General features: G+C 58.4%; 26 protein-coding genes. 9 read left to right on the top strand and 17 right to left on the bottom strand.

The features are described 5' to 3' along the window. Positions 1-5 precede the first annotated feature (5 nt). Positions 6-371, top strand: coding sequence for a 50S ribosomal protein L20 (gene rplT, locus ACR0KJ_RS13650; RefSeq protein ID WP_008756009.1), 366 nt, complete (start codon positions 6-8; stop codon positions 369-371). A 137-nt stretch (positions 372-508) separates the two neighbouring features. Here rplT and ACR0KJ_RS13645 read toward each other — a convergent pair whose 3' ends face one another. Next, a complete protein-coding gene (locus ACR0KJ_RS13645) occupies positions 509-1,480 on the bottom strand; it encodes a LysR family transcriptional regulator (protein ID WP_480626928.1) in 972 nt (323 codons plus the stop codon). Here ACR0KJ_RS13645 and ACR0KJ_RS13640 point away from each other — a divergent pair. Then, entirely contained in the window at positions 1,470-1,775 is a 306-nt protein-coding gene (locus ACR0KJ_RS13640; protein ID WP_170454790.1) for a YciI family protein, read from the top strand. The genes ACR0KJ_RS13645 and ACR0KJ_RS13640 overlap by 11 nt on opposite strands. 137 nt (positions 1,776-1,912) lie before the next feature. Here ACR0KJ_RS13640 and ACR0KJ_RS13635 read toward each other — a convergent pair whose 3' ends face one another. Next, entirely contained in the window at positions 1,913-3,304 is a 1,392-nt protein-coding gene (locus ACR0KJ_RS13635; RefSeq protein ID WP_170455041.1) for an aminotransferase class III-fold pyridoxal phosphate-dependent enzyme, read from the bottom strand. Positions 3,305-3,523: 219 nt separating this feature from the next. On the opposite strand from ACR0KJ_RS13635, the gene ACR0KJ_RS13630 reads away from it, so the two are divergent. Beyond that, the gene (locus ACR0KJ_RS13630) at positions 3,524-5,149 is read left to right on the top strand and encodes an acyl-CoA synthetase (RefSeq protein ID WP_480626927.1); all 1,626 of its coding nucleotides are present in this window, start codon (positions 3,524-3,526) and stop codon (positions 5,147-5,149) included. On the opposite strand, the gene ACR0KJ_RS13625 is transcribed toward ACR0KJ_RS13630, so the two are convergent. From ACR0KJ_RS13625 to hmgA, 6 genes are all read right to left on the bottom strand, one after another. Further along, complete coding sequence (locus tag ACR0KJ_RS13625) at positions 5,146-5,481, bottom strand: DOPA 4,5-dioxygenase family protein (RefSeq protein WP_170520132.1); 336 nt, start codon at positions 5,479-5,481, stop codon at positions 5,146-5,148. The two genes, ACR0KJ_RS13630 and ACR0KJ_RS13625, sit on opposite strands and share 4 nt — an antisense overlap. Before the next feature lie 84 nt (positions 5,482-5,565). Then, the gene (gene maiA / locus ACR0KJ_RS13620) at positions 5,566-6,207 is read right to left on the bottom strand and encodes a maleylacetoacetate isomerase (RefSeq protein WP_480626926.1); all 642 of its coding nucleotides are present in this window, start codon (positions 6,205-6,207) and stop codon (positions 5,566-5,568) included. A 24-nt stretch (positions 6,208-6,231) separates the two neighbouring features. After that, positions 6,232-6,429, bottom strand: a complete 198-nt coding sequence (locus ACR0KJ_RS13615; protein WP_480626925.1) for a DUF2783 domain-containing protein — start codon at positions 6,427-6,429, stop codon at positions 6,232-6,234. Between the two features lie 5 nt (positions 6,430-6,434). Next, the gene (locus tag ACR0KJ_RS13610) at positions 6,435-8,045 is read right to left on the bottom strand and encodes an FAD-dependent oxidoreductase (RefSeq protein WP_480626924.1); all 1,611 of its coding nucleotides are present in this window, start codon (positions 8,043-8,045) and stop codon (positions 6,435-6,437) included. A 217-nt stretch (positions 8,046-8,262) separates the two neighbouring features. Continuing rightward, positions 8,263-9,519, bottom strand: coding sequence for a fumarylacetoacetase (gene fahA, locus ACR0KJ_RS13605; RefSeq protein ID WP_480626923.1), 1,257 nt, complete (start codon positions 9,517-9,519; stop codon positions 8,263-8,265). A gap of 31 nt (positions 9,520-9,550) precedes the next feature. Next, positions 9,551-10,906, bottom strand: a complete 1,356-nt coding sequence (hmgA, locus tag ACR0KJ_RS13600; protein ID WP_170624302.1) for a homogentisate 1,2-dioxygenase — start codon at positions 10,904-10,906, stop codon at positions 9,551-9,553. 57 nt (positions 10,907-10,963) lie between these two features. Here hmgA and ACR0KJ_RS13595 point away from each other — a divergent pair, with 57 nt between their 5' ends. The 3 genes from ACR0KJ_RS13595 (at position 10,964) to ACR0KJ_RS13585 (ending at position 13,512) form a co-directional block, all read left to right on the top strand. After that, positions 10,964-11,416, top strand: coding sequence for a MarR family winged helix-turn-helix transcriptional regulator (locus ACR0KJ_RS13595; protein ID WP_480626922.1), 453 nt, complete (start codon positions 10,964-10,966; stop codon positions 11,414-11,416). A 60-nt stretch (positions 11,417-11,476) separates the two neighbouring features. Then, positions 11,477-12,709, top strand: a complete 1,233-nt coding sequence (locus ACR0KJ_RS13590; protein ID WP_480626921.1) for an adenylate/guanylate cyclase domain-containing protein — start codon at positions 11,477-11,479, stop codon at positions 12,707-12,709. A 128-nt stretch (positions 12,710-12,837) separates the two neighbouring features. Continuing rightward, positions 12,838-13,512, top strand: coding sequence for a hypothetical protein (locus ACR0KJ_RS13585; RefSeq protein WP_480626920.1), 675 nt, complete (start codon positions 12,838-12,840; stop codon positions 13,510-13,512). Positions 13,513-13,672: 160 nt separating this feature from the next. Here the strand turns inward: ACR0KJ_RS13585 and ACR0KJ_RS13580 are convergent, their stop codons facing one another. After that, positions 13,673-14,482: a division plane positioning ATPase MipZ gene (locus ACR0KJ_RS13580; RefSeq protein ID WP_170454769.1), complete on the bottom strand. Its 810-nt coding sequence runs from the start codon at positions 14,480-14,482 to the stop codon at positions 13,673-13,675. A 218-nt stretch (positions 14,483-14,700) separates the two neighbouring features. On the opposite strand from ACR0KJ_RS13580, the gene ACR0KJ_RS13575 reads away from it, so the two are divergent. Continuing rightward, entirely contained in the window at positions 14,701-15,588 is an 888-nt protein-coding gene (locus ACR0KJ_RS13575; protein WP_480626919.1) for an AEC family transporter, read from the top strand. 95 nt (positions 15,589-15,683) lie between these two features. Continuing rightward, entirely contained in the window at positions 15,684-16,055 is a 372-nt protein-coding gene (locus tag ACR0KJ_RS13570) for a VOC family protein (RefSeq protein ID WP_480626918.1), read from the top strand. 72 nt (positions 16,056-16,127) lie between these two features. Here ACR0KJ_RS13570 and rpmE read toward each other — a convergent pair whose 3' ends face one another. Beyond that, positions 16,128-16,349, bottom strand: coding sequence for a 50S ribosomal protein L31 (gene rpmE, locus ACR0KJ_RS13565; RefSeq protein ID WP_170454763.1), 222 nt, complete (start codon positions 16,347-16,349; stop codon positions 16,128-16,130). Positions 16,350-16,360: 11 nt separating this feature from the next. Then, entirely contained in the window at positions 16,361-16,744 is a 384-nt protein-coding gene (gene rplS, locus ACR0KJ_RS13560) for a 50S ribosomal protein L19 (RefSeq protein WP_170328369.1), read from the bottom strand. Between the two features lie 373 nt (positions 16,745-17,117). On the opposite strand from rplS, the gene ACR0KJ_RS13555 reads away from it, so the two are divergent. Then, complete coding sequence (locus ACR0KJ_RS13555; RefSeq protein ID WP_170624290.1) at positions 17,118-17,921, top strand: glycoside hydrolase family 25 protein; 804 nt, start codon at positions 17,118-17,120, stop codon at positions 17,919-17,921. A gap of 4 nt (positions 17,922-17,925) precedes the next feature. Here ACR0KJ_RS13555 and trmD read toward each other — a convergent pair whose 3' ends face one another. The 6 genes from trmD to rpsP are packed head-to-tail and all read right to left on the bottom strand — an operon-like array spanning position 17,926 to position 21,233. Then, the gene (gene trmD / locus ACR0KJ_RS13550) at positions 17,926-18,735 is read right to left on the bottom strand and encodes a tRNA (guanosine(37)-N1)-methyltransferase TrmD (RefSeq protein WP_170520171.1); all 810 of its coding nucleotides are present in this window, start codon (positions 18,733-18,735) and stop codon (positions 17,926-17,928) included. Then, a complete protein-coding gene (locus ACR0KJ_RS13545; protein WP_480626917.1) occupies positions 18,732-19,547 on the bottom strand; it encodes a hypothetical protein in 816 nt (271 codons plus the stop codon). Before ACR0KJ_RS13545 ends, trmD begins: the two co-directional genes overlap by 4 nt. After that, complete coding sequence (gene rimM / locus ACR0KJ_RS13540; RefSeq protein WP_480626916.1) at positions 19,547-20,050, bottom strand: ribosome maturation factor RimM; 504 nt, start codon at positions 20,048-20,050, stop codon at positions 19,547-19,549. Before rimM ends, ACR0KJ_RS13545 begins: the two co-directional genes overlap by 1 nt. Next, positions 20,043-20,192, bottom strand: a complete 150-nt coding sequence (locus ACR0KJ_RS13535; RefSeq protein WP_170454753.1) for a hypothetical protein — start codon at positions 20,190-20,192, stop codon at positions 20,043-20,045. Before ACR0KJ_RS13535 ends, rimM begins: the two co-directional genes overlap by 8 nt. A 3-nt stretch (positions 20,193-20,195) precedes the next feature. Beyond that, complete coding sequence (gene bluB, locus ACR0KJ_RS13530) at positions 20,196-20,831, bottom strand: 5,6-dimethylbenzimidazole synthase (protein ID WP_480626915.1); 636 nt, start codon at positions 20,829-20,831, stop codon at positions 20,196-20,198. Between the two features lie 12 nt (positions 20,832-20,843). Further along, positions 20,844-21,233 carry a 30S ribosomal protein S16 gene (gene rpsP, locus ACR0KJ_RS13525; protein ID WP_480626914.1) on the bottom strand — a complete coding sequence of 130 codons (390 nt, stop codon included), beginning with the start codon at positions 21,231-21,233 and terminating at the stop codon, positions 20,844-20,846. Positions 21,234-21,274 lie beyond the last annotated feature (41 nt).

The raw sequence follows: 21,274 nt of genomic DNA, 5'->3' as shown, positions 1-21,274 counted from the left end.
AAGAGATGTCCCGCGTTAAAGGTGGAACCGTAACCCACGCCCGTCACAAGAAGGTCATCAAGGCCGCCAAAGGTTACTATGGCCGCCGCAAGAGCACCTTCAAGGTTGCCCGTCAGGCCGTCGACAAGGCCAACCAGTACGCAACCCGCGACCGCAAGAACCGCAAGCGCAACTTCCGCGCGCTGTGGATCCAGCGTATCAACGCTGCTGTGCGTTCGCATGACGAGGCTCTGACCTATTCCCGCTTCATCAACGGCCTGAACCTGGCCGGTATCGAAGTGGACCGCAAAGTTCTGGCCGACCTGGCCGTGCACGAACCGGAAGCGTTCGGCGCGATCGTTGCCAAAGCACAGGCCGCTCTGGCTGCCTGATCCTCTGAAAAGAGACAGTGAAAAAAGGGCCGTCCCATTTGGGGCGGCTTTTTTGTTTTAGGTAGGAGGGATGTCGGTTTCGAGCCCAACGTGACACATGCTTCGCCTTGCATGAATGGCCGCTTTTGAACCGTGCGTCATTGCCAGTTCAGACCAATCAACCACTCTTTGGCTGCTGTAAACGACGCTCTTGATGTCTGATCCGCATGCGACAACATCCAAACTTCCCTTCTCGGAAGCTTGGCGCAGTTTTTTGGCTCGATTACTCGAAATCTTGAATCGGACAATACGATTGCTCTTGGAAGTAGCGTTTTTCCAATTCCCGCCGCTACGGCCTGAATCGCCGTCTCAACGTCCATTACTCGCAAACCCGCACGCAGGTGTTCTGACCTCGCGGTCCTTTCAAGCCAACGCGCCTGCGGCAGGCGAGAATGTGCCTCGTCGTAGGTGATCCAACCCAATTTCGCACATTGCTCCGGTGAGACAAAACTTGCAGCACAGGCAACGAATGAAATCTCGCCCAGCTTTTGCGCTTTGGTGCGTAGACCCCCATCAGATGGACGTGCAAAGCGAACTGATAGATCGGCCTCACGCTTGGACAAGTTCAGATTGTCCGCACGCGGAACAAGCTCGACGCTGAGGTCTGGATGGAGGCGGGTCAAAAGAGGAAGATGAGGTACCAGAAAACGGTTCACGATAACAGGCACCGCGCTCAGACGTACGGAACCGGTAACCTTGTTTGTGCTTTCGCCTGAAATTGCGCTTATCGCAGCGTGACTCGTCTCGATTTTCTCGGCGTGTGACAGAATGCGCAACGCAGCGTCCGTCGGTTCGAACCGCCCATTTGCGCTACGCAAGAAAAGGGTCGTAGCCAAAGCCTCTTCAAGCGTTTTTATTCGGCGTGCTACCGTTGTATCGCTGACGCCAACCGTCCGCCCTGCTTCGGTCAGTTTTCCTTCGCGATGAAGCGCCAAAAGATACTTTAGATCATTCCAATCATGACTCTGCATTTTTGCAGAGTAAATCTCCAGTATTACTGACTCAATCTTCGATTTCGATGTGGCAACTATGATTTCACAAATCTGTAGGAGAAAACAATTGAAGTTCATCATCCTGTTTGAAGACGCACCAGACGCTGATCCTGATATCCGCAAAACGCACATGGTTAAGCACCTCGATTTCCTTGAGCAGAACGCAGACAAGATCGAGGCTGCTGGCCCTTTGTCCGACGCCGAAGGTCAAGGGCGCGACGGTTTATGGATTGTGGAAGCAGGCACAGAGGACGAAGTCGATCAACTGGTGCATGATGACCCGTTCTGGCCGACTGGTCTCAGGAAATCGTATTCGATCATAAAATGGAAACAGGTCTATGTTGACGGTGCGCGGTTGATCCATCCGAGCTGAGGCTTAAGCGCTTAAAAAGCGTATAGTAAACATTGGCGTAGCCACAGCGAAAGCTCACTTTGTCCGCATATCGGCCATCAAAACAAAAAAACCGGCGCAGTAGGCGCCGGTTTTCATAGTTGCTTTGCAGCGGTATCTTACCCGAACACACGTCCCAGTGCACCATCAACCGCGTCGGTGATCTGGTCGATGTCGTCCGGCGTCGCGATCAGTGCGGGCGAGAAGCACAGGGTGTTGTTCTTGCCCGGCAGCGAGCGGTTGGTTGCGCCGATGATCACGCCCTGGTTCATACAGTCGGCCACGACGGCCTGAACCAGTTTCTCGTCCACGGGGTCTTTGCTTGCCCGGTCGGACACCAGTTCGGCACCCAGGAACAGGCCCTTGCCGCGCACGTCGCCGATGACTTTGTGCTTTTCCATCAGCGCCTGCAGGTTGCCCAGCATACGGTCGCCCATATCGGCGCAGTTCTGCAGCAGGTTTTCATCCTGAATGATCCGCATGTTCTCGATCGCGGCGGTCGGACCGGCGGTGCAGCCACCAAAGGTCGAGATGTCGCGGAAGTAGCCCATGTGATCGGACGGATCTTCTTTGAACATGTTGAAGATCTCTTCGGTGGTCACCATGCAGGCAATTGCCGCATAGCCCGAAGCCACACCTTTGGCCATGGTTACCAGATCCGGCTTGATGCCGTATTGCTGATACCCGAACCAGGTGCCGGTCCGGCCCAGGCCGCAGACAACTTCGTCGATGTGCAGCAGCACGTTGTACTTCTCGCAGATTTCCTGCACGCGCGGCCAGTAGCCCTCGGGCGCTTCGATCACGCCGCCGCCTGCTGTCACAGGCTCAAGGCACAGGGCGCCCACGGTGTCGGGGCCTTCGCGCAGGATGACCTCTTCGATCTGGTTTGCGGCCCATTCGCCGAAGTTCTCAACCGGCGCGCCGTCCAGCTCGTGCTTGCGGTATTCCATGCAATGCGGAACCTGCACGAAATCGGGCGCGAAGGGGCCGTATTGTGCGTTACGCTCGATCTGACCGCCCGCCGACATGGTCGCCAGGGTCGAGCCGTGATAGTCACGCTCGCGGTACAGGATCTTGGTTTTCTTGCCGCCATAACGCTTGTGCGCGATCTGACGGATGATCTTGAACGCCTTCTCGTTCGCTTCCGCGCCCGAGTTGGTGTAGTAGACGCGGCTCATGCCTGGCATCTTGTCAATCAGCATCTCGGCGAAGGTCGCGCCGGGGATCGAACCTGCGGTATTGGCGAAATAGCACAGCTTCATCATCTGCTCGTACACGGCCTTGCAGATCGATTCGCGGCCATAGCCAACATTGACGGTCCAGACACCGCCGGACACGGCGTCCAGATGCTCTTTGCCCTTCTGGTCCCAGACGCGCATGCCTTTGCCTTCGACAATGATACGCGGATCGTTGGTTTCAAAGGGTTTGTGCTGGATCAGGTGGTGCCAGACGTGGGCGCGGTCGGCTTCGACCACGTGGGAAAGATCGTTTTCGTTGAACGTGCCGTCCATGACAAGTCCTTTCAATGAAGTGCTTCGCGCGGGTCATGGACCTGCCACGCCCGGTCGGGTGTTTGAGATAATCCAGAACACCGCGAATGGCCAGTTTGAGATAGGGCCAGATCATATCATACCTTATTGCCAGACGGGATCGGTGTCGTAGTTTTACGGATTTGTCAGGATGGCGACTTTGTGATCAAGTCGCCCAAACGGTTTATGGGGAGATAGCCGATGTCAGCCAGCATATATGACGATCATCTGGACAAGTGCCGAGCGAATTACACACCCTTGTCACCGCTGAGCTTTATCGAACGCACCGCTCAGGTTTACCCCGATTACCCCTCGGTCGTGTATGGCGAACGTCGCTATACATGGGCCGAAACCTATTCACGCTGCCGCCGGCTGGCGGGTGCGCTGTCCGCGCGGGGGATCGGACGCGGGGATACCGTGTCGATCATCGCGGCCAATATCCCCGAGCTTTACGAGGCGCATTTTGCAATCCCCATGGCTGGCGCGGTTCTGAACGCGATCAATACGCGGCTGGATGCGGCCATCATCGCCTTCATCCTAAACCATGCCGAGGCGAAGGTGCTGCTGGTCGATCCTGAATTCTCGGCCGTGGTCAAAGAGGCGTTGCAGCGGGTCGATCACGATCTACTGGTCGTGGACATCGAAGACCCGAGTTTCGAGGGCGGTGAGCGTCTGGGCGATCTGACCTATGACACTCTGCTATCCGAGGGTGACCCGGAATTCGACTGGTCTCTGCCAGCCGATGAATGGGACGCGATAACGCTGAACTACACCTCGGGCACGACGGGCAACCCGAAAGGCGTCGTCTACCATCACCGGGGGGCGGCGCTGAACGCGCAGTCGGACCTGCTGGACTGGGATATGCCCAAGCATTCGGTCTATCTTTGGACCTTGCCAATGTTTCACTGCAACGGCTGGTGCTTCCCCTGGGCGATGGCCGCCAATGCAGGTGTTTCGGTCTGCTTGCGCGCGGTCCGGGCCGAGCCGATTTATGCCGCATTCCGCGACGAGAAAGTAACCCATTTCTGCGGCGCGCCGATTGTGCTGAACATGCTGGCCCACGCGCCGGATCATCTGAAAGACTTCGACCACCAGATCAAGGTGATGACCGCAGGTGCCCCGCCGCCCGCCGCCGTGATCGAAGCGATGGAGGCGATGGGCGTCGAGGTGACTCATGTCTACGGTCTGACTGAAACCTACGGCCCCTCGGTCGTCTGTGCGTGGAAAGAGGAATGGAATGACAAAAGCCCCGAGGGTCGCGCGGTCCTGAAAGTGCGGCAGGGGGTGCGCTATACCGCGCTGTCCGGGCTGATGGTTGCTGACCCCGATACCTTGCAGCCGGTGCCTTCTGATGGCGAGACGATGGGTGAGATATTCATGCAGGGCAATGTGGTGATGAAGGGATATCTGAAAAATCCCGACGCCACCGACGCGGCCTTCAACGGCGGATGGTTTGCCTCAGGCGATTTGGGTGTGATGCATCCGGATGGCTATATCGCGATCAAGGACCGGTCCAAGGATATCATCATTTCGGGGGGCGAAAATATCTCGTCCGTCGAAGTGGAAGGCATCCTGTACAAGCATCCGGCGGTGATGGAGGCCGCCGTGGTGGCCCGCCCCGATGACAAATGGGGCGAAACGCCGTGTGCCTTTGTGGAACTCAAACCCGACACATCCGCGACCGAGGCCGAGTTGATTGCGTTCTGCCGGGACAACATGGCCCATTTCAAAGCGCCCAAAACGGTCGTGTTCGGCGCATTGCCCAAGACATCCACCGGCAAGATCCAGAAATTCGTATTGCGGGATCAGGCGCGCGCGTTGGGCTAGGCTTTGTCGAAAATCGACAGATCCAGTTCCAATAGCTCTCCCATCCACAACGCATGGTCGCGGTGATCGGCCAGGTGATCTCCGGTTTCGGGATGGGTGAATACGGTCAGGCCCTGCCGGTTGAGCATCAGCCACGGGATGACCTTATCGAACGCGTCGGCGGCAAAGCCCAACTGGCAACTCCAGCGGGGGTGCGGGCCGACATTGCGGGCGTGCATTCGGCCCATCTGCACGGGGAACAGGCGCGCGGCCTCTTCGCAGATACGCTGGGCGGTGTCTTGCGTCTGCGCGTCGAAATAGACATGCGCGTGATAGCCGGTGATCTCGGACATTGGGACCTCGTTCTTGACGGATTGCGTCAAGGTATGAGCGCGCCGAGAGGATTGATACCCTTACGCGCACACAGAATATGTGCGCTAGGTTTCGGGCTGGTGATGGTCCGGGTGCGCGGCCTGAAAAGCCGGAAGGGTTGCGCAGGCGGCCTCGACATCCAGTAGGCGTGGCATATCCGACAGATCCACCTGCCAGCGGCGCGCGTTGTATAGCTGTGGGATCAGGCACAGATCGGCCAGCCCGGGCCGGGATCCGGTGCAATAAGGGGCTTGCTGGAACCCGCCCAGCAGAGCCTCAAACGCCAGCAGACCAGGCCGGATAAATCGTTTCATCCAATCGCCCGGCATACCCTCGATGCCGCCGCTGAGTTGCGTGGCATACTGTGCCACGGACAGGTTGCAGACCGGATGAATATCGATGGCAATGCTGTGCGCCAATGCTTGCGCCTTGGCACGCTCGGCCGGGTCGTCAGGCAAGAGGCGCAGCCCACGGGTCTGATCCAGATACTCGATAATGGCCAGTGACTGGGTCAGACGTGCGCCATCAATCTCGAGCACAGGTACAAGCCCTTGCGGGTTGCGGGCCAGATGGGTGTCCGAGCGCTGCTCGGCGCTGGTCAGATCAACCGAAACGGCGCGGTAGGCTATCCCGGCGAGGTTCAGGGCGATCCGCACGCGGTAGCTGGCCGAGGACCGCCAGTAGTCATAAAGAACAGTGCCAGTCACGCGGATCCCCCAATAAGCGGCTTGTCAGGACCCTTTGAGCGTTGCCGCCCGGATTGCCTGCGACAACACTGTGCCATCACCGATATGATTGGCCAAGACCAACACCAGCCGCGCATTCAGCGCGTCGCTATCTGCCTTGTCCAGACCCTCATGGGCGGCCAGAAGGTCCGCATAGAAGGCATCCGGGTCGTCAAGGTTTGGGGTCAGGGTTACATCCGTCATCTTGCTTACTCCTTACCACAGGCGCGGCGAATGGCCTGCCGGAATGCGTTTTCTTCGAAACTGTCGCGGCGCGCAGCGATGTGCTGATCGGGGCGGATCAGATAAACCGCGCCGGTCGCATTGCCCAGAAAGGCGCGTTTCAGCGCCAGCGACGGATCGTCTTTGACCGACAGTGCCAGACGCGTGACCTCGATCCCGTCTACTTCGAGTGTCTCGGGCGCTTCGGCATCAATCGTCAGCAGGGTGAATCCGTCGGTTAGTTTTGGCAGCAAGAACTCATCGCCCAACGGCACATCCGGGCAGGCCGAGCCCGGACGGGTAAGCGCTGGCCCATCCAACGCATCGGCCGAGTTCAACGCGGACCCGTCATAAGTGCACGGCTGGCTCAATCGGCCTGAATTCACCAGCGGGCGTGCGAAGTCATAGACCTCGCTCAGGTCCAGCACGGCATCGCGCAACAGGCGGGACATGTCGGACTTGGGCGTGATGAATTCCGTGGACTGGCTGGATTTGCGCAGGTTTTCATCAGCGCCCTGCGCCCGTTCACCAACATAGCTGTCCAGCAGGGTTTCGGGGGCCTTGCCGTCCATCACAAGTTTCAGTTTCCAGCACAGGTTGTCGATATCCTGAATGCCGGAATTGGCGCCCATCGCGCCAAACGGGCTGACTTGATGCGCGCTGTCACCGGCAAACAGAACCCGATCTTTGCGGAAACTCTCCATCCGGCGGCACTGGAACGTGTAGATCGAGACCCATTCAAGCTGAAATTCAACGTCATCCCCCAACATCGCCTTCAGGCGTGGGATCACGTTTTCGGGGCGTTTTTCTGTTTCGGGATCAATGTCGTTGCCCAATTGCAGATCGATCCGCCAGACATTGTCTGGCTGCTTGTGCAACAGTGCGGATTGGCCCCGGTTGAACGGTGGGTCAAACCAGAACCAACGCTCGGACGGGAAATCAGCCTCCATGATCACATCGGCGATCAGGAAGTTATCCTCGAACACGCGCCCGTCGAAATCGATGCCCAGCATCTGCCGGGTCGGAGATTTGGCCCCGTCGCAGGCAATCAGCCAGTCGGCCTCGACAACATAGGGGCCTTCGGGCGTTGCGACTTCCAGCCGGACGTGATCGTCATGGGTGCCAATGGCCTCGACCTTGTTGCCGCCCCGCAGGTCGATCGGCGCGCCGCTGGCCTGCAGGTCGCGCACGCGCGCCACAAGGAACTCTTCCAGATAATATTGCTGCAGGTTGATAAAGGCGGGGTTGGCCGCGCCTTTTTCGGGTTGGACGTCGAAGGTATAAACCTCGCGCGTGTCAAAGAAGACCTTGCCCTGATCCCATTGCACGCCCTTGTCCAAAATCGGGCGCGCACATCCCAGCCGGTTGGCGATATCCAGGGTGCGCTGCGAGAAACAGATGGCGCGGCTGCCGAAACTGACCTTGTCGTTTTCGTCCAGAACCACAACTTCGACGCCATGTTGCGCCAGATCGATGGCGGCGGCCAACCCGACCGGACCCGCCCCGATCACGATAACCTTGTGACGGGTCGGAACAGCGAAATCCTGGTCCGAACTGCGCTCATAGGCATAAAGCGGAAAGTCGAATATCTTGTTCATGGGCAACCCCCAATCCTGATCTGTCGATGACCCGCGCCGTGACTGTTGCTGGCGGGTATTGGGGGCATCGTCTCATCGATTCTGGTGGCGCAAAACGATCTGGATCAAATGCGGCGGAATGCCCCGGGTCGTGTCGCAAAGGCCCGCGCCGAGGTGCCGGTGGCGCATGTCGGACGCCTCCGGCGGGAGTATTTTTGAAAAGATGAAGCCTGCAGCGTCATGTTTTATACGGGGTTTCCAGGGCGGGCAGGACGGTGCCGGTGCAATCCCCGAAGCCGATTGTGAACCCGTCCCCTTTGGCGCTGCCTTTCAGGGTCAGCGTGTCACCGTCCTCGATAAAGGTTCGGGTTTCTCCGGTGTCCAGCGTCATGGGTTCTTTTCCGCCCCAGCTTAGCTCCAGCAGCGAGCCGCGATTTTCCTTTTCGGGGCCCGAGATCGTGCCGGATCCCAGCAGATCGCCCGTGTTCATTGGGCAGCCCGAGGTCGTGTGATGCGCCAGTTGTTGCGCGGCGGAATAGTACATTTCCTTGTAATTGGTCCGCGCGATGGTGGTTGCGGTCTGACCTTCGGGCGCAAGCGTGACCTCAAGATCCAGATCGTACAGCATCGGGCCGCAGTCCTTCAGGTGGTCCAGCAGGTCAAACTCGCGCTCCGGCGTGTCGCATCGAAATGGTTCCAGCGCGGCTTTGGTGACAATCCATGGGCTGATCGAGGTGGCCGTGGCCTTGGCCTGAAAGGGACCGAGGGGCTGATACTCCCACGCCTGAATATCGCGGGCTGACCAGTCATTCAGCAGGACGTAGCCGAAGATATGGTCATCCGCCTGCTGGACCGAGATCGGGCCGTCGGACGGGGTGCCGACGATGGCGCCCATCTCGAGCTCGATATCAAAGCGGCGGCTGGGCAGAAAAGCGGGCAACTCCTGATCGGGGGATTTCAACTGGCCCCACGGGCGACGTATGTCTGTGCCCGAGACCACCACGGATGAAGCACGGCCGTTATACCCGATGGGCAGGTGCAGCCAGTTGGGCGGCAGCGCGTTTTCCGGCCCCCGGAACATGGTGCCGACGTTGAAGGCGTGGTGGCGGCCCGCGTAGAAATCGGTGTATTCGCTGACTGCGAAGGGCATATGCAGTACGGCGTCGGCCTGCGCGACCAGCAGCGGTTCGACGGCGCCCTGTTCCTGTGAACCCTCGGACAACAAATCCACCAGACGGTTGCGCAGCGCGGTCCAGACAGCGGGGCCTTGTTCCATCAAAGGGTTCCAAAAGGGCAGGTCGAACAGAGGTTCATCGCTCAACGCGATCAGCCCTTCGTGTTCGGCCGTTGTGATGTCGAAGATCATATCGCCGATAGCAACACCGCAGCGGGGCTCCTCATCGCTGGCGGAAAACACCCCATAGGGCAGGTTGTTCAGCGGAAACGGGTGGGACGGATCGTTGGCCGAAGTCACCCAGGATTTCATCAATGGCATGTTGTCTCCAAATATCTGACCCGAAACCGGGTTACTTCTTGCCCGGCGTTCCGTCGAATTTCTTTTCCAGCGAGGTCCAGCAGTCGATGTAATCATCCTGCAATGGGGCCTCTTTGGCTGCAAACTCGGTCAGATGCTGCGGGAAGCGTGTTTCGAACATGAAGGACATGGTGTGATCCAGCTTGTCCGGCCCCAGATTGGCGTTCGAGGCTTTGTCGAATGCCTCGCGATCCGGTCCGTGCGGGATCATCATGTTGTGCAGGCTCATCCCGCCGGGGACGAAGCCCTGTGGTTTGGCGTCGTACTGGCCGTAGATGTTGCCCATAAGCTCTGACATGATGTTCTTGTGGTACCAGGGCGGGCGAAACGTATCTTCGGCCACCATCCAGCGTTCGCGGAACAGGACAAAGTCGATATTGGCCGTACCGGGCTGGCCTGATGGCGCAGTCAGGATGGTAAAGATCGAAGGGTCCGGGTGGTCAAACAGGATGGCACCAACCGGGCAGTAGGTACGCAGATCGTATTTGTAGGGCGCGTAATTGCCATGCCACGCGACCACGTCCAGCGGGCTGTGGCCGATCTTAGTTGTATGGAACTGCCCGCACCATTTGATGGTCACGGTCGAGGGTGTTTCACGATCCTCAAACGCAGCGACCGGAGCTTTGAAGTCGCGCGGATTGGCCATGCAGTTGGCCCCGATTGGCCCGCGCCCCGGTAGTTCGAACTTTTGCCCATAGTTTTCGCACACAAAGCCGCGTGCCGGGCCCTCCAGAACCTCGACCCGGTACAGCAGGCCGCGCGGCAGGATGGCGATTTCCTTGGGCTCCAGATCGATGATCCCCAATTCGGTCGCAAAGCGCAGGCGGCCTTCCTGCGGCACCACCAAAAGCTCGGAATCAGCCGAGAAGAAATATTCATCCACCATCGACTCGGTCACCAGATAGATATGGCTGGCCATGCCGACCTGAGTGTTCACGTCCCCGGCGGTGGTCATCGTGTGCATCCCGGTCAACCAGGTCAGGCCCTGTTCAGAATGCGGAACCGGGTCCCAGCGGTACTGGCCCAGGCTGATCACATCAGGATCGATGCAGGGGGCCGATTTCCAGTACGGCAGGTCAATCTTCTCGTACCGGTGCGAGTGTTTGACCGATGGCCGAATGCGGTAGCACCACGTCCGCTCGGGCGGGTTGGCGGTGAAGGCGGTGCCGCTGAGCTGCTCGCCATAAAGGCCATAATTGCAGCGCTGCGGGCTGTTCATGCCCTGGGGCAGCGCGTCGGGCAGTGCCTCGGTCTCAAAGTCGTTTCCAAAGCCGGGCATATAGCCCGAATGGGTGCCAACCGGCGTGCTGGCCTGGGTCAGGCGGTGTGGATCAGTCGGACGATTCATCGCGTGTTCCTCCGTTTGCTGCTTGTCGGATAATAGTTGATTTTGTAACTAACAAGAATGACAAACGATGATTTCAGCAAAAAAGATGCCTTTGATCTGCAGAATTTCCTGCCCTTCCTGTTGAATCAGGCGGCTGAGGAGGCCTCGTTGGATTTTCAGAAGATCTACAAGGGTCGGTATGGGATGCTGCGCACCGAATGGCGGGTTCTGTTTCACTTGGGAATGTTTGGCACTTTGACCGCCAAGGACATCGGGGATCGCGCCAAGCTGCATAAAACCAAGATCAGCCGCGCCGTTGGGAAACTGGAAGCACGGCGTTATCTGAAACGGACGCGGGATGAACAGGACAGGCGTGTGGAATGGCTGACGCTGACGCCGATGGGCGAAACGGTATATCGCGAACTCAGCGGTGTTGCCCGGGAATACGATGTCAGGCTGGCCGGCCCCTTCGATGCGGCCGAGACCGCCCTGTTGCGTAAAATGCTCAGGCGTCTGGCCGGAATGGATTGACCTCTGGTACTATCGCATGACCGACCCCATCTGTGGCACAGAGCTAACACGGATTTTCATATGACCATTTCTGAACGCCTGTCGCCAGCGACATACGAATTGATCGACTGGCTTGTCACAAAGGGCCTTGAAGGGGCCGGACAGGAAGAACTGCTTGAAGGGTTTTGCAATGGGTTGATCGATCAGGGCCTGCCCCTTATGCGCTTTCATGCGGCCCAGTCGACACTGCACCCCGTCTATGGCGGGATGGGGTATAGCTGGTATCGCGCCAAGGGCGGCACATCCGAGAAGTTCGAGAACTCGGACACCCCCAGCGAAGAATGGCTGCGCAGCCCCTTATACGCCCTGCTGGAAGAGGATATCGAGGACATTCGCGTTCGGCTGGTCGATCAAAACGAACCCAGCCGCTTCCCGTTGCTGAATGACCTGCGGGAAGAGGGGGCGACGGACTACTACGCAACCGGCATTCCCTTTGAAAAGACCGAGATGCGGAACACCGGGGCGCAGAAGGTCAGTGATGGCGTGTTGATGTCCTGGACCAGTGACGCGCCAACCGGGTTCGAAGACAGGGATATCGAACATCTTCACGCGATATTGCCGCATCTAGGGCTGGCGCTGAAATCCGCCAGAAATCAAATGATGTCGCGGGACCTGCTGCGTGTTTATCTGGGACGCGACGCGGGTCAGCGGGTCTTGTCGGGCGAAATCCGGCGCGGGTCCCTGCAGCAGATCGATGCGGTAATCTGGAACTTTGACCTTGAAGGCTTCACCACCTTGTCCGAGGACCTGCCGGGAACCGAGATTATCGACATGCTGAACGACTATCTGGCCGTGGCGGTCAGTGTTGTGCATGACTGCGGCGGCAATATTCTGAAGTTCATGGGCGACGGGCTGATGGCGATGTTCGATGTCGGCGAGATTGACGAAGACGCCCGTGCGGCGCTGTCAGCCGTGCCTTTGTTGCAAAAGCGGATGGATGATTTGAAGGCGCGCCGTGCCGAGGAAGGGTTGCCCGTGGCGAATTACACACTGGCGTTGCATTCCGGAGAGATTCTCTATGGCAATATCGGCTCGGAATCCCGTTTGGATTTTACGGTGATCGGCCCGGCCGTCAATCAGGCGGCGCGTATCGCCGGAATGCACAGGTCGCTGGGGCAGCGGATCCTGATCTCGGACGATGTCGCCCGCGCGGCCGGGTCCTGCCAGCAGGAACTGATCTCGGTCGGGCGCTACATGCTGCGGGGCGTGAACGAACCGAAAGAGCTGTTCACGGTGTACGGTCCGGTCGAGTGAGCGTTGGGTGAATTAAAAGCTATGTGAATTTGGTATGAGAGTTACTTCAATTGTACTCCATAGCTGCAAGCTTCAGCTTCTTATGACATTTACCCTGATCTAACTTGTAATTCAACGTGGAGGTGTTCTTGAGCAATTCATTTAAAGACATTTTGGTTTCGGCTGAATTTTATACTGAGTGCGGTGAATACGCATGTAACTTTATCGACTACGTTCAAGCCCTGACATTTCTTCTAGCCGTCTGCGCAAGCATTGGAGCGGTCGTCAAATACTTTGCGGATCAAAGAGAGAAAAATAAACTTCACGAGAAAGAAAGTAAAAACCTGCAGGCGGAAAGACGTTGGAAACACTTGTTAGAAGCCAAGAAGTATGTCGATGAATTTCGCCGATCAGAGAAGGTACAGGCCGCCCTCAAAATGATTGATTACTCTAAGGCTAAGTATGGCTTGATGGATGGTGGTCACGATGCGTTGATAACGCGGAAGGAAATTGAAGACGCGCTTTTGAAAGGAACGGATGGCCAGAACGTCAACCTGACAAGGATAGACTATTTCGTGCGAGACTGCTTCGATGAATTCTGTGAAAAGATAGCCGAAGCCTCCATATTTCTTGATGAACATGAGGTCGGAAAAGAGTTCTTCGGTCCGTCTATTGGATACTACGCTATAAAGGCTGCCGAAATGGATGGGTTAAAGCGATACTGCGGGGCTTTTGGATTCAGCCTCAGTTGGAAAGTGCTGACCGAGCTTGCTGAAGCTGAGACAGCGCACTCAATCGAAGTGGGGGTCTCATTGGAGCATTAAGGCCGCGGTCAAAAGAAACGAAGTTTTTCCATGACAGCAGAGTAGATATTGAATCTTCCAATACAACCTTTGGACTAAGGAATGGTCGATCATCCATTGACCGGAAACACGAAGTGCAGCAGCTTCTAGAAGGACACAAGCAGCCAAAAAAGCGCCGATCCTAGAAATCGATCTCAACGCCGGGCAGGTTCAATTCGCGCATCATGTCGCGCAATTCCTGCCGGGCCGCGATGTTCGAGATGTTCAGCTGTTTCACCCCGATATCCTTGAGGTCCAGCAGCGTCAGGCCGCGCGGAAACAACTCGCGAAAGATAACCCGTTCGGAAAAGCCCGAGGCGACGCGAAAGCCGATGCGCTGCGATAGCATCTCGATCGCGCGCTGCATCTTTTCCTTGTTGACCATGCGCTGGGTGCCGACCCGGTTGCGCACGACCACCCAGTCGATGGGCTTCAACCCGGCCTGCGCCCGCAACTGTCGCGCGTTCCAGACCATCTCGGAATAGACCGATGGGCCAAGGATTTTCTCACCCTTTGAATCGATCCGCGCCAGCAGGTCGAAGTCGATGAAACTGTCGTTCAGCGGTGTGATCAGCGTATCGGCCAGCGAATGCGCCACCTGGCTGAGGCGGGTGTGAGAGCCGGGGCAGTCGATCAGGATGAAATCGCTGTCGCTTTCCAGTTCAGCAACGGCGGCAGACAGGCGGTGGTCATAGATATTCTCACCGGGCTTCAGCGTGCTGGCGTCAATCTCGGGCAGGTCGTGATGGCGCGGGCTGGGCAGCGCGAATTCGGCACCGTTCAAAAAGTTTCCGCGGTTCTCGAAATAGCGGCCAAGGCTGCGCTGGCGAAGGTCCAGGTCCAATGTGCTGACCTTGTGCCCCAGCCGTGCCAGCGCCGTTGCAACATGCATCGACACGGTCGATTTGCCTGCGCCGCCCTTTTCGTTTCCGACAACGATTATATGTGCCATGCTTGTCGTCCCAAGTCTTGCCGTGTTTGTCCACACGTTGTTTAGAGCCACTATATGTTGTGTCTGCTGGGAAGAAAAGAACCTCAGGCCGTGGTTTGGGCCTTTATCAGGCTCTAATTTGGAAAACTCTGATCTGTTCGCGGGTTAGATCGGATTGCTTGCCAAACACGCCGGCCCGATTCACTGTCTGTTTAGAGGCCGGGCAAGAGGAGCGCGGGTTGGAGCACCTGTTTCTGAACGTTTTCAACGTGGTTTTGCCTGTGCTGATTTGCGCCGGGATCGGCTATGGGCTGGCACTGACGAAGGCCCCGTTTGACAACAAGGTGATCGGCGGGATCGTCTCGAAGGTTGGGTACCCGACGCTGATCATCTCGCACGTGACGGGCACCAAGCTGGATGTGGGGACGTTTCTGGACATGATGAGCGCCGCCGCGCTGGCCGTAGCGGGGTTTGGTGTTCTGGGGTTTGTCGCGCTCAGGGCGTTGCGCCTGCCGGTGCGGGCATTCCTGACGCCGTTGATGCACGGGAATGTGGGCAATATCGGTCTGCCGATCACTCTGCTGGCGCTGGGGGATGCAGGCATGGCCTACACGATGGCTTTCGTCGTTGTGGTGCTGATCAGCATCTTCACCTTCGGCATGTGGATCCCTGCCGGAGAATTCTCGCCCAGGAAACTCGCGACGTTGCCGATTATCTACGCCGTTGCGGCATCGCTGATACTGATGGCAACAGGGATCAGCCTGCCGCAGCCGGTTGCAAAGTCCTTTGATATTCTGGGCGGCCTGTCGATCCCGCTGATGCTGCTGACATTGGGTCACACGCTGGCAACCCTGCGGATCACCAGCCTTGGGCGCGCGGTTCTGCTGACCGGTCTGCATCTTGTGATGGCCGTGGGCATCGCCAGCGCGTTGGTCTGGCTGTTCGGCTTCACCGGAGCCGAACGCGGAGCGTTGATCCTGTGCTGCCTGATGCCGTCATCCGTGGCGACCTATCTGTTCATTGACCAGCATGTGCCTGAATACGGACCGGATGTGGCGGGATTCATTCTGGTGTCGACCTTGGCGACTATTTTTGTTCTGCCGCTTGCCTTGTCCTATTGGCTGTAAGCTCCGGCTGTTGTCGGTTTCGTGACTTGTATACCCCGGTCACCTGGCAGACGATGGCCCGGAGATTCCCCATCAAACACAAAAGGGTTCCGCATATGATCGGATACGTCACCATCGGTGTTTCCAACCTGGACAACGCCAAGCAGTTCTACACGTCGCTGTTTGCAGACAAAGACGCGCAAGTCCTGATCGATGCGGGCCGCATCGCTTTTATCGGCAACGATCCCACTGCACCGATGCTTGCCGTGTGCGAGCCTTATGATGGTAATGAGTGCGCCTCGGGTAATGGCAACATGGTATCCTTTCCGGCGGACAACAAAGAGGCAGTCTCAACCATGTATGAAAAGGCAGTCAGCCTGGGTGCAACGGATGAGGGTGAACCGGGCCAGCGCGTGCCGGATCGCTTCTATGGGGCCTATGTGCGTGATCCTGATGGCAACAAACTATGTTTCTATGTCTTTGGGTAAAGACTTGAAGCACCGCAAACAAAAAAAGGCCGCCCCAAACGGGCGGCCTTTCGCATTCGGTAAAGGTATAGCTTAGAAGCCCAGGCCTTCGTATTTCTTCTTGAACTTCGACACGCGGCCACCGGTGTCCATCAGGCGCGACGAACCGCCGGTCCATGCGGGGTGCGAAGAAGGGTCGATTTCCAGAGCCAGCTGGTCGCCTTCGGCGCCCCAGGTGGATTTCATCTGAACCACGGTGCCATCGGTCATTTTGACGTTGATGACGTGATAATCGGGATGGATGTCTTTTTTCATCTTTCCGCTCCTTACGCCTCGGCGCCAGCCTTGGGCTTGTAGTTGGTAACCTCTGCGATACGCGCGGATTTACCACGGCGCGAGCGCAGGTAGTACAGTTTGGCGCGACGGACGCGGCCACGGCGGACAACGGTGATGCTGTCGATGTTGGTCGAGTGCAGCGGGAACACACGCTCCACGCCTTCGCCAAACGAGATTTTGCGAACGGTGAACGAACCGGCGATGCCGCTGCCACCTTTGCGCGCGATGCAGACGCCTTCGTAGTTCTGCACACGGGTACGCGACCCTTCGGTCACTTTAAAGCCGACACGGATGGTGTCTCCGGCTTTGAAATCGGGGATGTCTTTCCCCAGGGCGGCAATCTGTTCCGCCTCAAGCTGTGCGATCAGGTCCATCGCAGTTACTCCTATCTGCTCGTGGTTGGTCCACGAAGTTTGGGCACGGCCTGAGAGCTCTTGGTCTTCACCGGGTCCTGCTGTGCAGCCCGCCAGAGGTCAGATCGAATGTTCCTTTGGTCCGGTCCGCCCTGTCGCGCCGTGGCTGAAGAAAGCCGGGCGTCACGTCAGGATGCAAACCAAAACACCGGAGTCGCTGTTCGCGGCACCGGATTGCGCTGCTTTAGGGGGTTTGGGGGCAGGGATCAAGCCTAAATTGCAGGCGTCACCGGTGAGAATTCGCCACTTTGCAACTGCGCCGTTGCCTTGGCCCACGGTTCGGGCATTCTGAGGTCAATTGAAAGAGCAGATTTAACAAAATCAGGACAGGGTAATGCGGGTTTCCGTCTTATTGGCACTATTGGGCGTTGCGTTGATGTCATGCGGGCGGCAAGGGCCGCCCCCGCAGGTGGTCGAGCCAACGCCGGGCGTGGATCGAACGGCCCCATCGGTGATCTACCCGGATTTCGGAGACGCCGATCCCCATGACTGGGAAGGTCGGCATCCCGGGCTGTACCCGGTGCACGGGCTTGACGTCTCGCGCTGGCAAGGCCCTATCGACTGGAGGCAGGCCAAGGCGTCGGGTGTCAGCTTTGTTTTCATGAAGGCAACCGAGGGTGGCGATGTCTTCGACCCAATGTTCGACGACCACCGGCGTGGCGCGCAGGCGGCGGGTGTGCCTTGGGGGGCGTATCATTATTACTACTTCTGCCGTTCTGCGCGGGAACAGGCGCGGTGGTTCATCAAGAACGTACCCAAAGGCGCGGACCTGCCACATGTGCTGGACATGGAATGGACGCCACATTCCAGAACCTGCACCCTGCGCCCCGATGGCGCGACCGTTCGGGCCGAGGCGCAGCGCTTTCTGGATATCCTCGAACGACACTATGGCCGCAGACCCATCCTTTATACGACGGTGGATTTCTACGACGACACCAATATCGGCCGCCTGCCAAAGACCGAGTTCTGGTTAAGATCCGTCGCCGGTCATCCCAGCAAGGTCTATCCGCGCTCGGTCTGGCGTTTCTGGCAGTATACGGGCACGGGTCTGGTGCCCGGCGTTCAGGGCCGGGTCGACATCAACGTCTTTCACGGAACGCCCGAGACCTGGGCGCTGTGGAAAGCCGCGACGCCTTAATAAATTAGCTGCGATCTTTGTCCTGCGAGTCCAGATATTCCTGCCAGATATCCGGGCGTCTTTCGCGGGTGATCTGTTCCGCCATCTGATGCCGCCAGTCCGCGATGCGACCATGGTGGCCGGACATCAGGACATCCGGAATCGGACGGCCATTCCAGTCCGACGGACGGGTGTATTGCGGATGCTCCAACAGGCCGGAGGAAAAGCTTTCCTCTTCCGTCGAGGCCTGATTGCCCAGAACGCCGGGGATCAGGCGCACGGTGGCGTCGATCAGGGCCTGCGCGGCAATCTCACCACCGGTCATCACGAAATCGCCCAGAGACACTTCCTGAACGCCGTAATGCTCTAGCACACGCTCATCCACACCTTCGAACCGACCACACAGCAGGGTCATTCCGTCGCAGCGCGCAAAGGTCTGCATCATGCGCTGATCCATTCGACGCCCGCGTGGGCTGAGATAGATCAGCGGCCAGTTGCCGCGAATGCCTGACATCGTGTGCTCGATTGCCGGGCCCAGCACGTCGGCGCGCAGGACCATGCCCGCGCCACCGCCCGCAGGTGTGTCATCAACGTTGCGATGCTTGCCAATGCCGAACTGGCGCAAATCCACGGTTTCCAGCTGCCACAACCCTTCTTGCAGGGCTTTGCCGGTCAGGCTTTCGCCAAGAACGCCGGGAAAGACCGAGGGAAACAGCGTGATGATCTTGGCTTTCCATACGCCGTGCAGATCCGGCGTGGGCGTCATCAGCTCTCGCGGTTTCAATGTCGGGCGGATGGCCTTGCGGCCGTGGGATTTCTTGGGTGTGTCGGTCATGTCTGGCCAGCCAATGCGGTCCGTGCGCTGCGAATAAGGGCCTTCTTCTGCGCGATCAGCGCGGTGTCGTCCAGCGGGGATCGGTTTAGCGTCAGCAATTCGGACAACACGTCATGGGGCAGGCCCGCGTTGGATTTTGTGGGCGGCACCAGCTTTGACGTCTTGTCATGAGGCAGGTTCAGAAAGTCTGCAAAGGGCGTGCCGGGACCGAACCGGGTGTCCTGCAGGTCTTCCAGCCACCGCGTCTGAACGGTCACCTCTGGCAGTCGCTCGTGAATTCTGTCTGCGACGGTTGGCAACCCGGGAAGGTGATCGAGGGACCTGCAAAACTCATCGAAATCCTGAACAAGCCGCCTGCGTTGCAGGTCATGCGCCCAAAGACTGCGCAGCCATCCGGTTTTTTCACGAAGCGACAGGTAAACGGTGATGTCCACCTTGTCCCCCACCAACCGGCGGCGAATTGCGCTGACCAGCGTGGCCGCAAGTTCGGGCGTGGCCGCATATCCTTCGGCGCTGTTTCTGCTGGGACGCAGACCGGCAAAGTTCTCGTCGCTCAGCACAAGGCCGCGTCGCGTCCCGAAATCGATGTCGCCCAGAAATGCGTTCAACTGGTTGCCGAACGTGGCCAGCGTATCGTCCAGCCGATAGACTGAATGGCGCGTGGCCGCCGCCGCCAAACCCGATTTGCGCGTCTTGTAGGGCAGCAGCAGCGAATAGTGCGGCCAGATCAGCGAGCGGTTTTCATAAAGGAAGGATTGCGCGGCGGTGGTGCCGGTCTTGTGCAAGCCAAGATGCAGCAGGACGCGCCGCATCAGATCAGACCTTCGGGCGGGTCCGCGACGATGCGGCCTTTGTCCAGATCAACCGTGGGCACGGCTTCAAGCGTGAACGGCAGCAGGACGGTGGATTTCAGCCCCGGACCATGCAGTTCCAGCAAATCCGCAGCACCATGGTTCTGAACGGATTTCACCCGCCCCAACAATGTGCCGCCAGTGTCATAAACCTCAAGCCCGATCAGGTCGGCGTGGTAAAACTCGTCATCCGGAAGCGAGGGCAACTGATCGCGCCGCGCAAACAGGCGCAGGCCCTTCAACTCGTCAGCCTGTTCCTTGGTCTCGACGCCACCCAAACGGGCAGCAAAGCCGTTCTTGATCGTGCGGGTCAGGACCAGCGGATAACGTTCCTTGCCGGATTCGTCGGTCAGGGGCGCGTAAGCCTCGATATCCGAAGGCTCGGCGCAATAGCTTTTCAGCCGCACTTCGCCGCGCACGCCGTATGATCCTGCAATGCTGCCGACGCAGATCAGGTCACTCATTGGTCACACCCGTCGTTACACATAGCCCGTTTTTCCACTGCCCAAGCCCGTCGCAGGCCTCGCGTTGATTGCTGCGTTCAAAGAACACGCCGACAATAAAGGCGATCAGCAGCAGGATGGGAAGGCGTAACAGACCGAACATCGCTTATCGCACCTCGATGGGAAGCGCGTCGTTGCGACTTTCCCAACCCACACGTTCCAGCTCTGGCGTGTCGGACAATTCTTTCGGCCAGCCGACACAGAAATAGCCGATCAGGCGCCAATCTTCGGGCACGTCCAGATCGCGCGCCATCCGGTCGGGGTCGAGGATCGAAACCCAGCCCAGCCCCAGCCCCTCGGCCCGCAAGGCCAGCCAGAACAAAGTGACGGCGGACACGACGGAATAACGCCGCATCTCGGGCATCGAACCGGCACCCAGCCCAAGCCCTTTGTCCGTTGAATCGTCGCAGAAAACGGCCAGCTGAACTGGGGCCTCTTGCATCCCCGACAGTTTCAACTGGCTATAAAGTTGGGCTTTTTCGCCCGAATATCCACCCAGCGCCTGCGCGTTGGCGGTTTGGAAATTCTCAAGCGCCGCATTGCGCGCGGCCTGGCTTTCGACGCGGATCACGCGCCAGGGTTCGCTCAGCCCCACCGAGGGGGCCAGACGAAACGCGTCGAGGCAGCGCGTCAGCACTGCCTCGTCAACCGCGTCGGTGCGGAACCGGCGCACATCGCGCCGGAGCCGCATCAACAGATCGAACTGCGTGCGAAAATCATCGGTGAAAGTCTGATCCCGCACGAGCCCGCCTGCTTATTCTTCTGCTACCGCTTCTTCAGCCGGTGCAGCAGCCGCTTCGGCAGCTTCAGCAGCCTTGGCCGCTTTTTCTTCCGCGCGTTCCTGAGCTTTCTTGCCAGGGGTACCCTTGTTGGGGTTGTTGCGCTCGGCCTTGTCGCGGGTGCCGGCTGCTTCCAGCATACGTGCGATACGGTCGGTGGGCTGTGCGCCCTGATCCAGCCAGTACTGGATGCGCTCCATGTTCATTTTCACGCGCTCTTCGCTGTCTTTCGGCAGCAGCGGGTTGTAGGTGCCCAGTTTCTCGATGTAACGGCCATCGCGGGGCATGCGGCTGTCGGCAGCCACGATGCGGTAGAAGGGACGCTTTTTCGAGCCGCCGCGGGCGAGACGAATTTTCATTGCCATGGTGGTATCTCCTTTGAATGGCATCACGCCAAAGGCGTGTC

It is taken from the genome of Ruegeria sp. AD6 (assembly GCF_056542325.1).
Note: the sequence above shows the minus strand (reverse complement) of the source record. Positions and strands in the feature narration are given on the sequence as shown.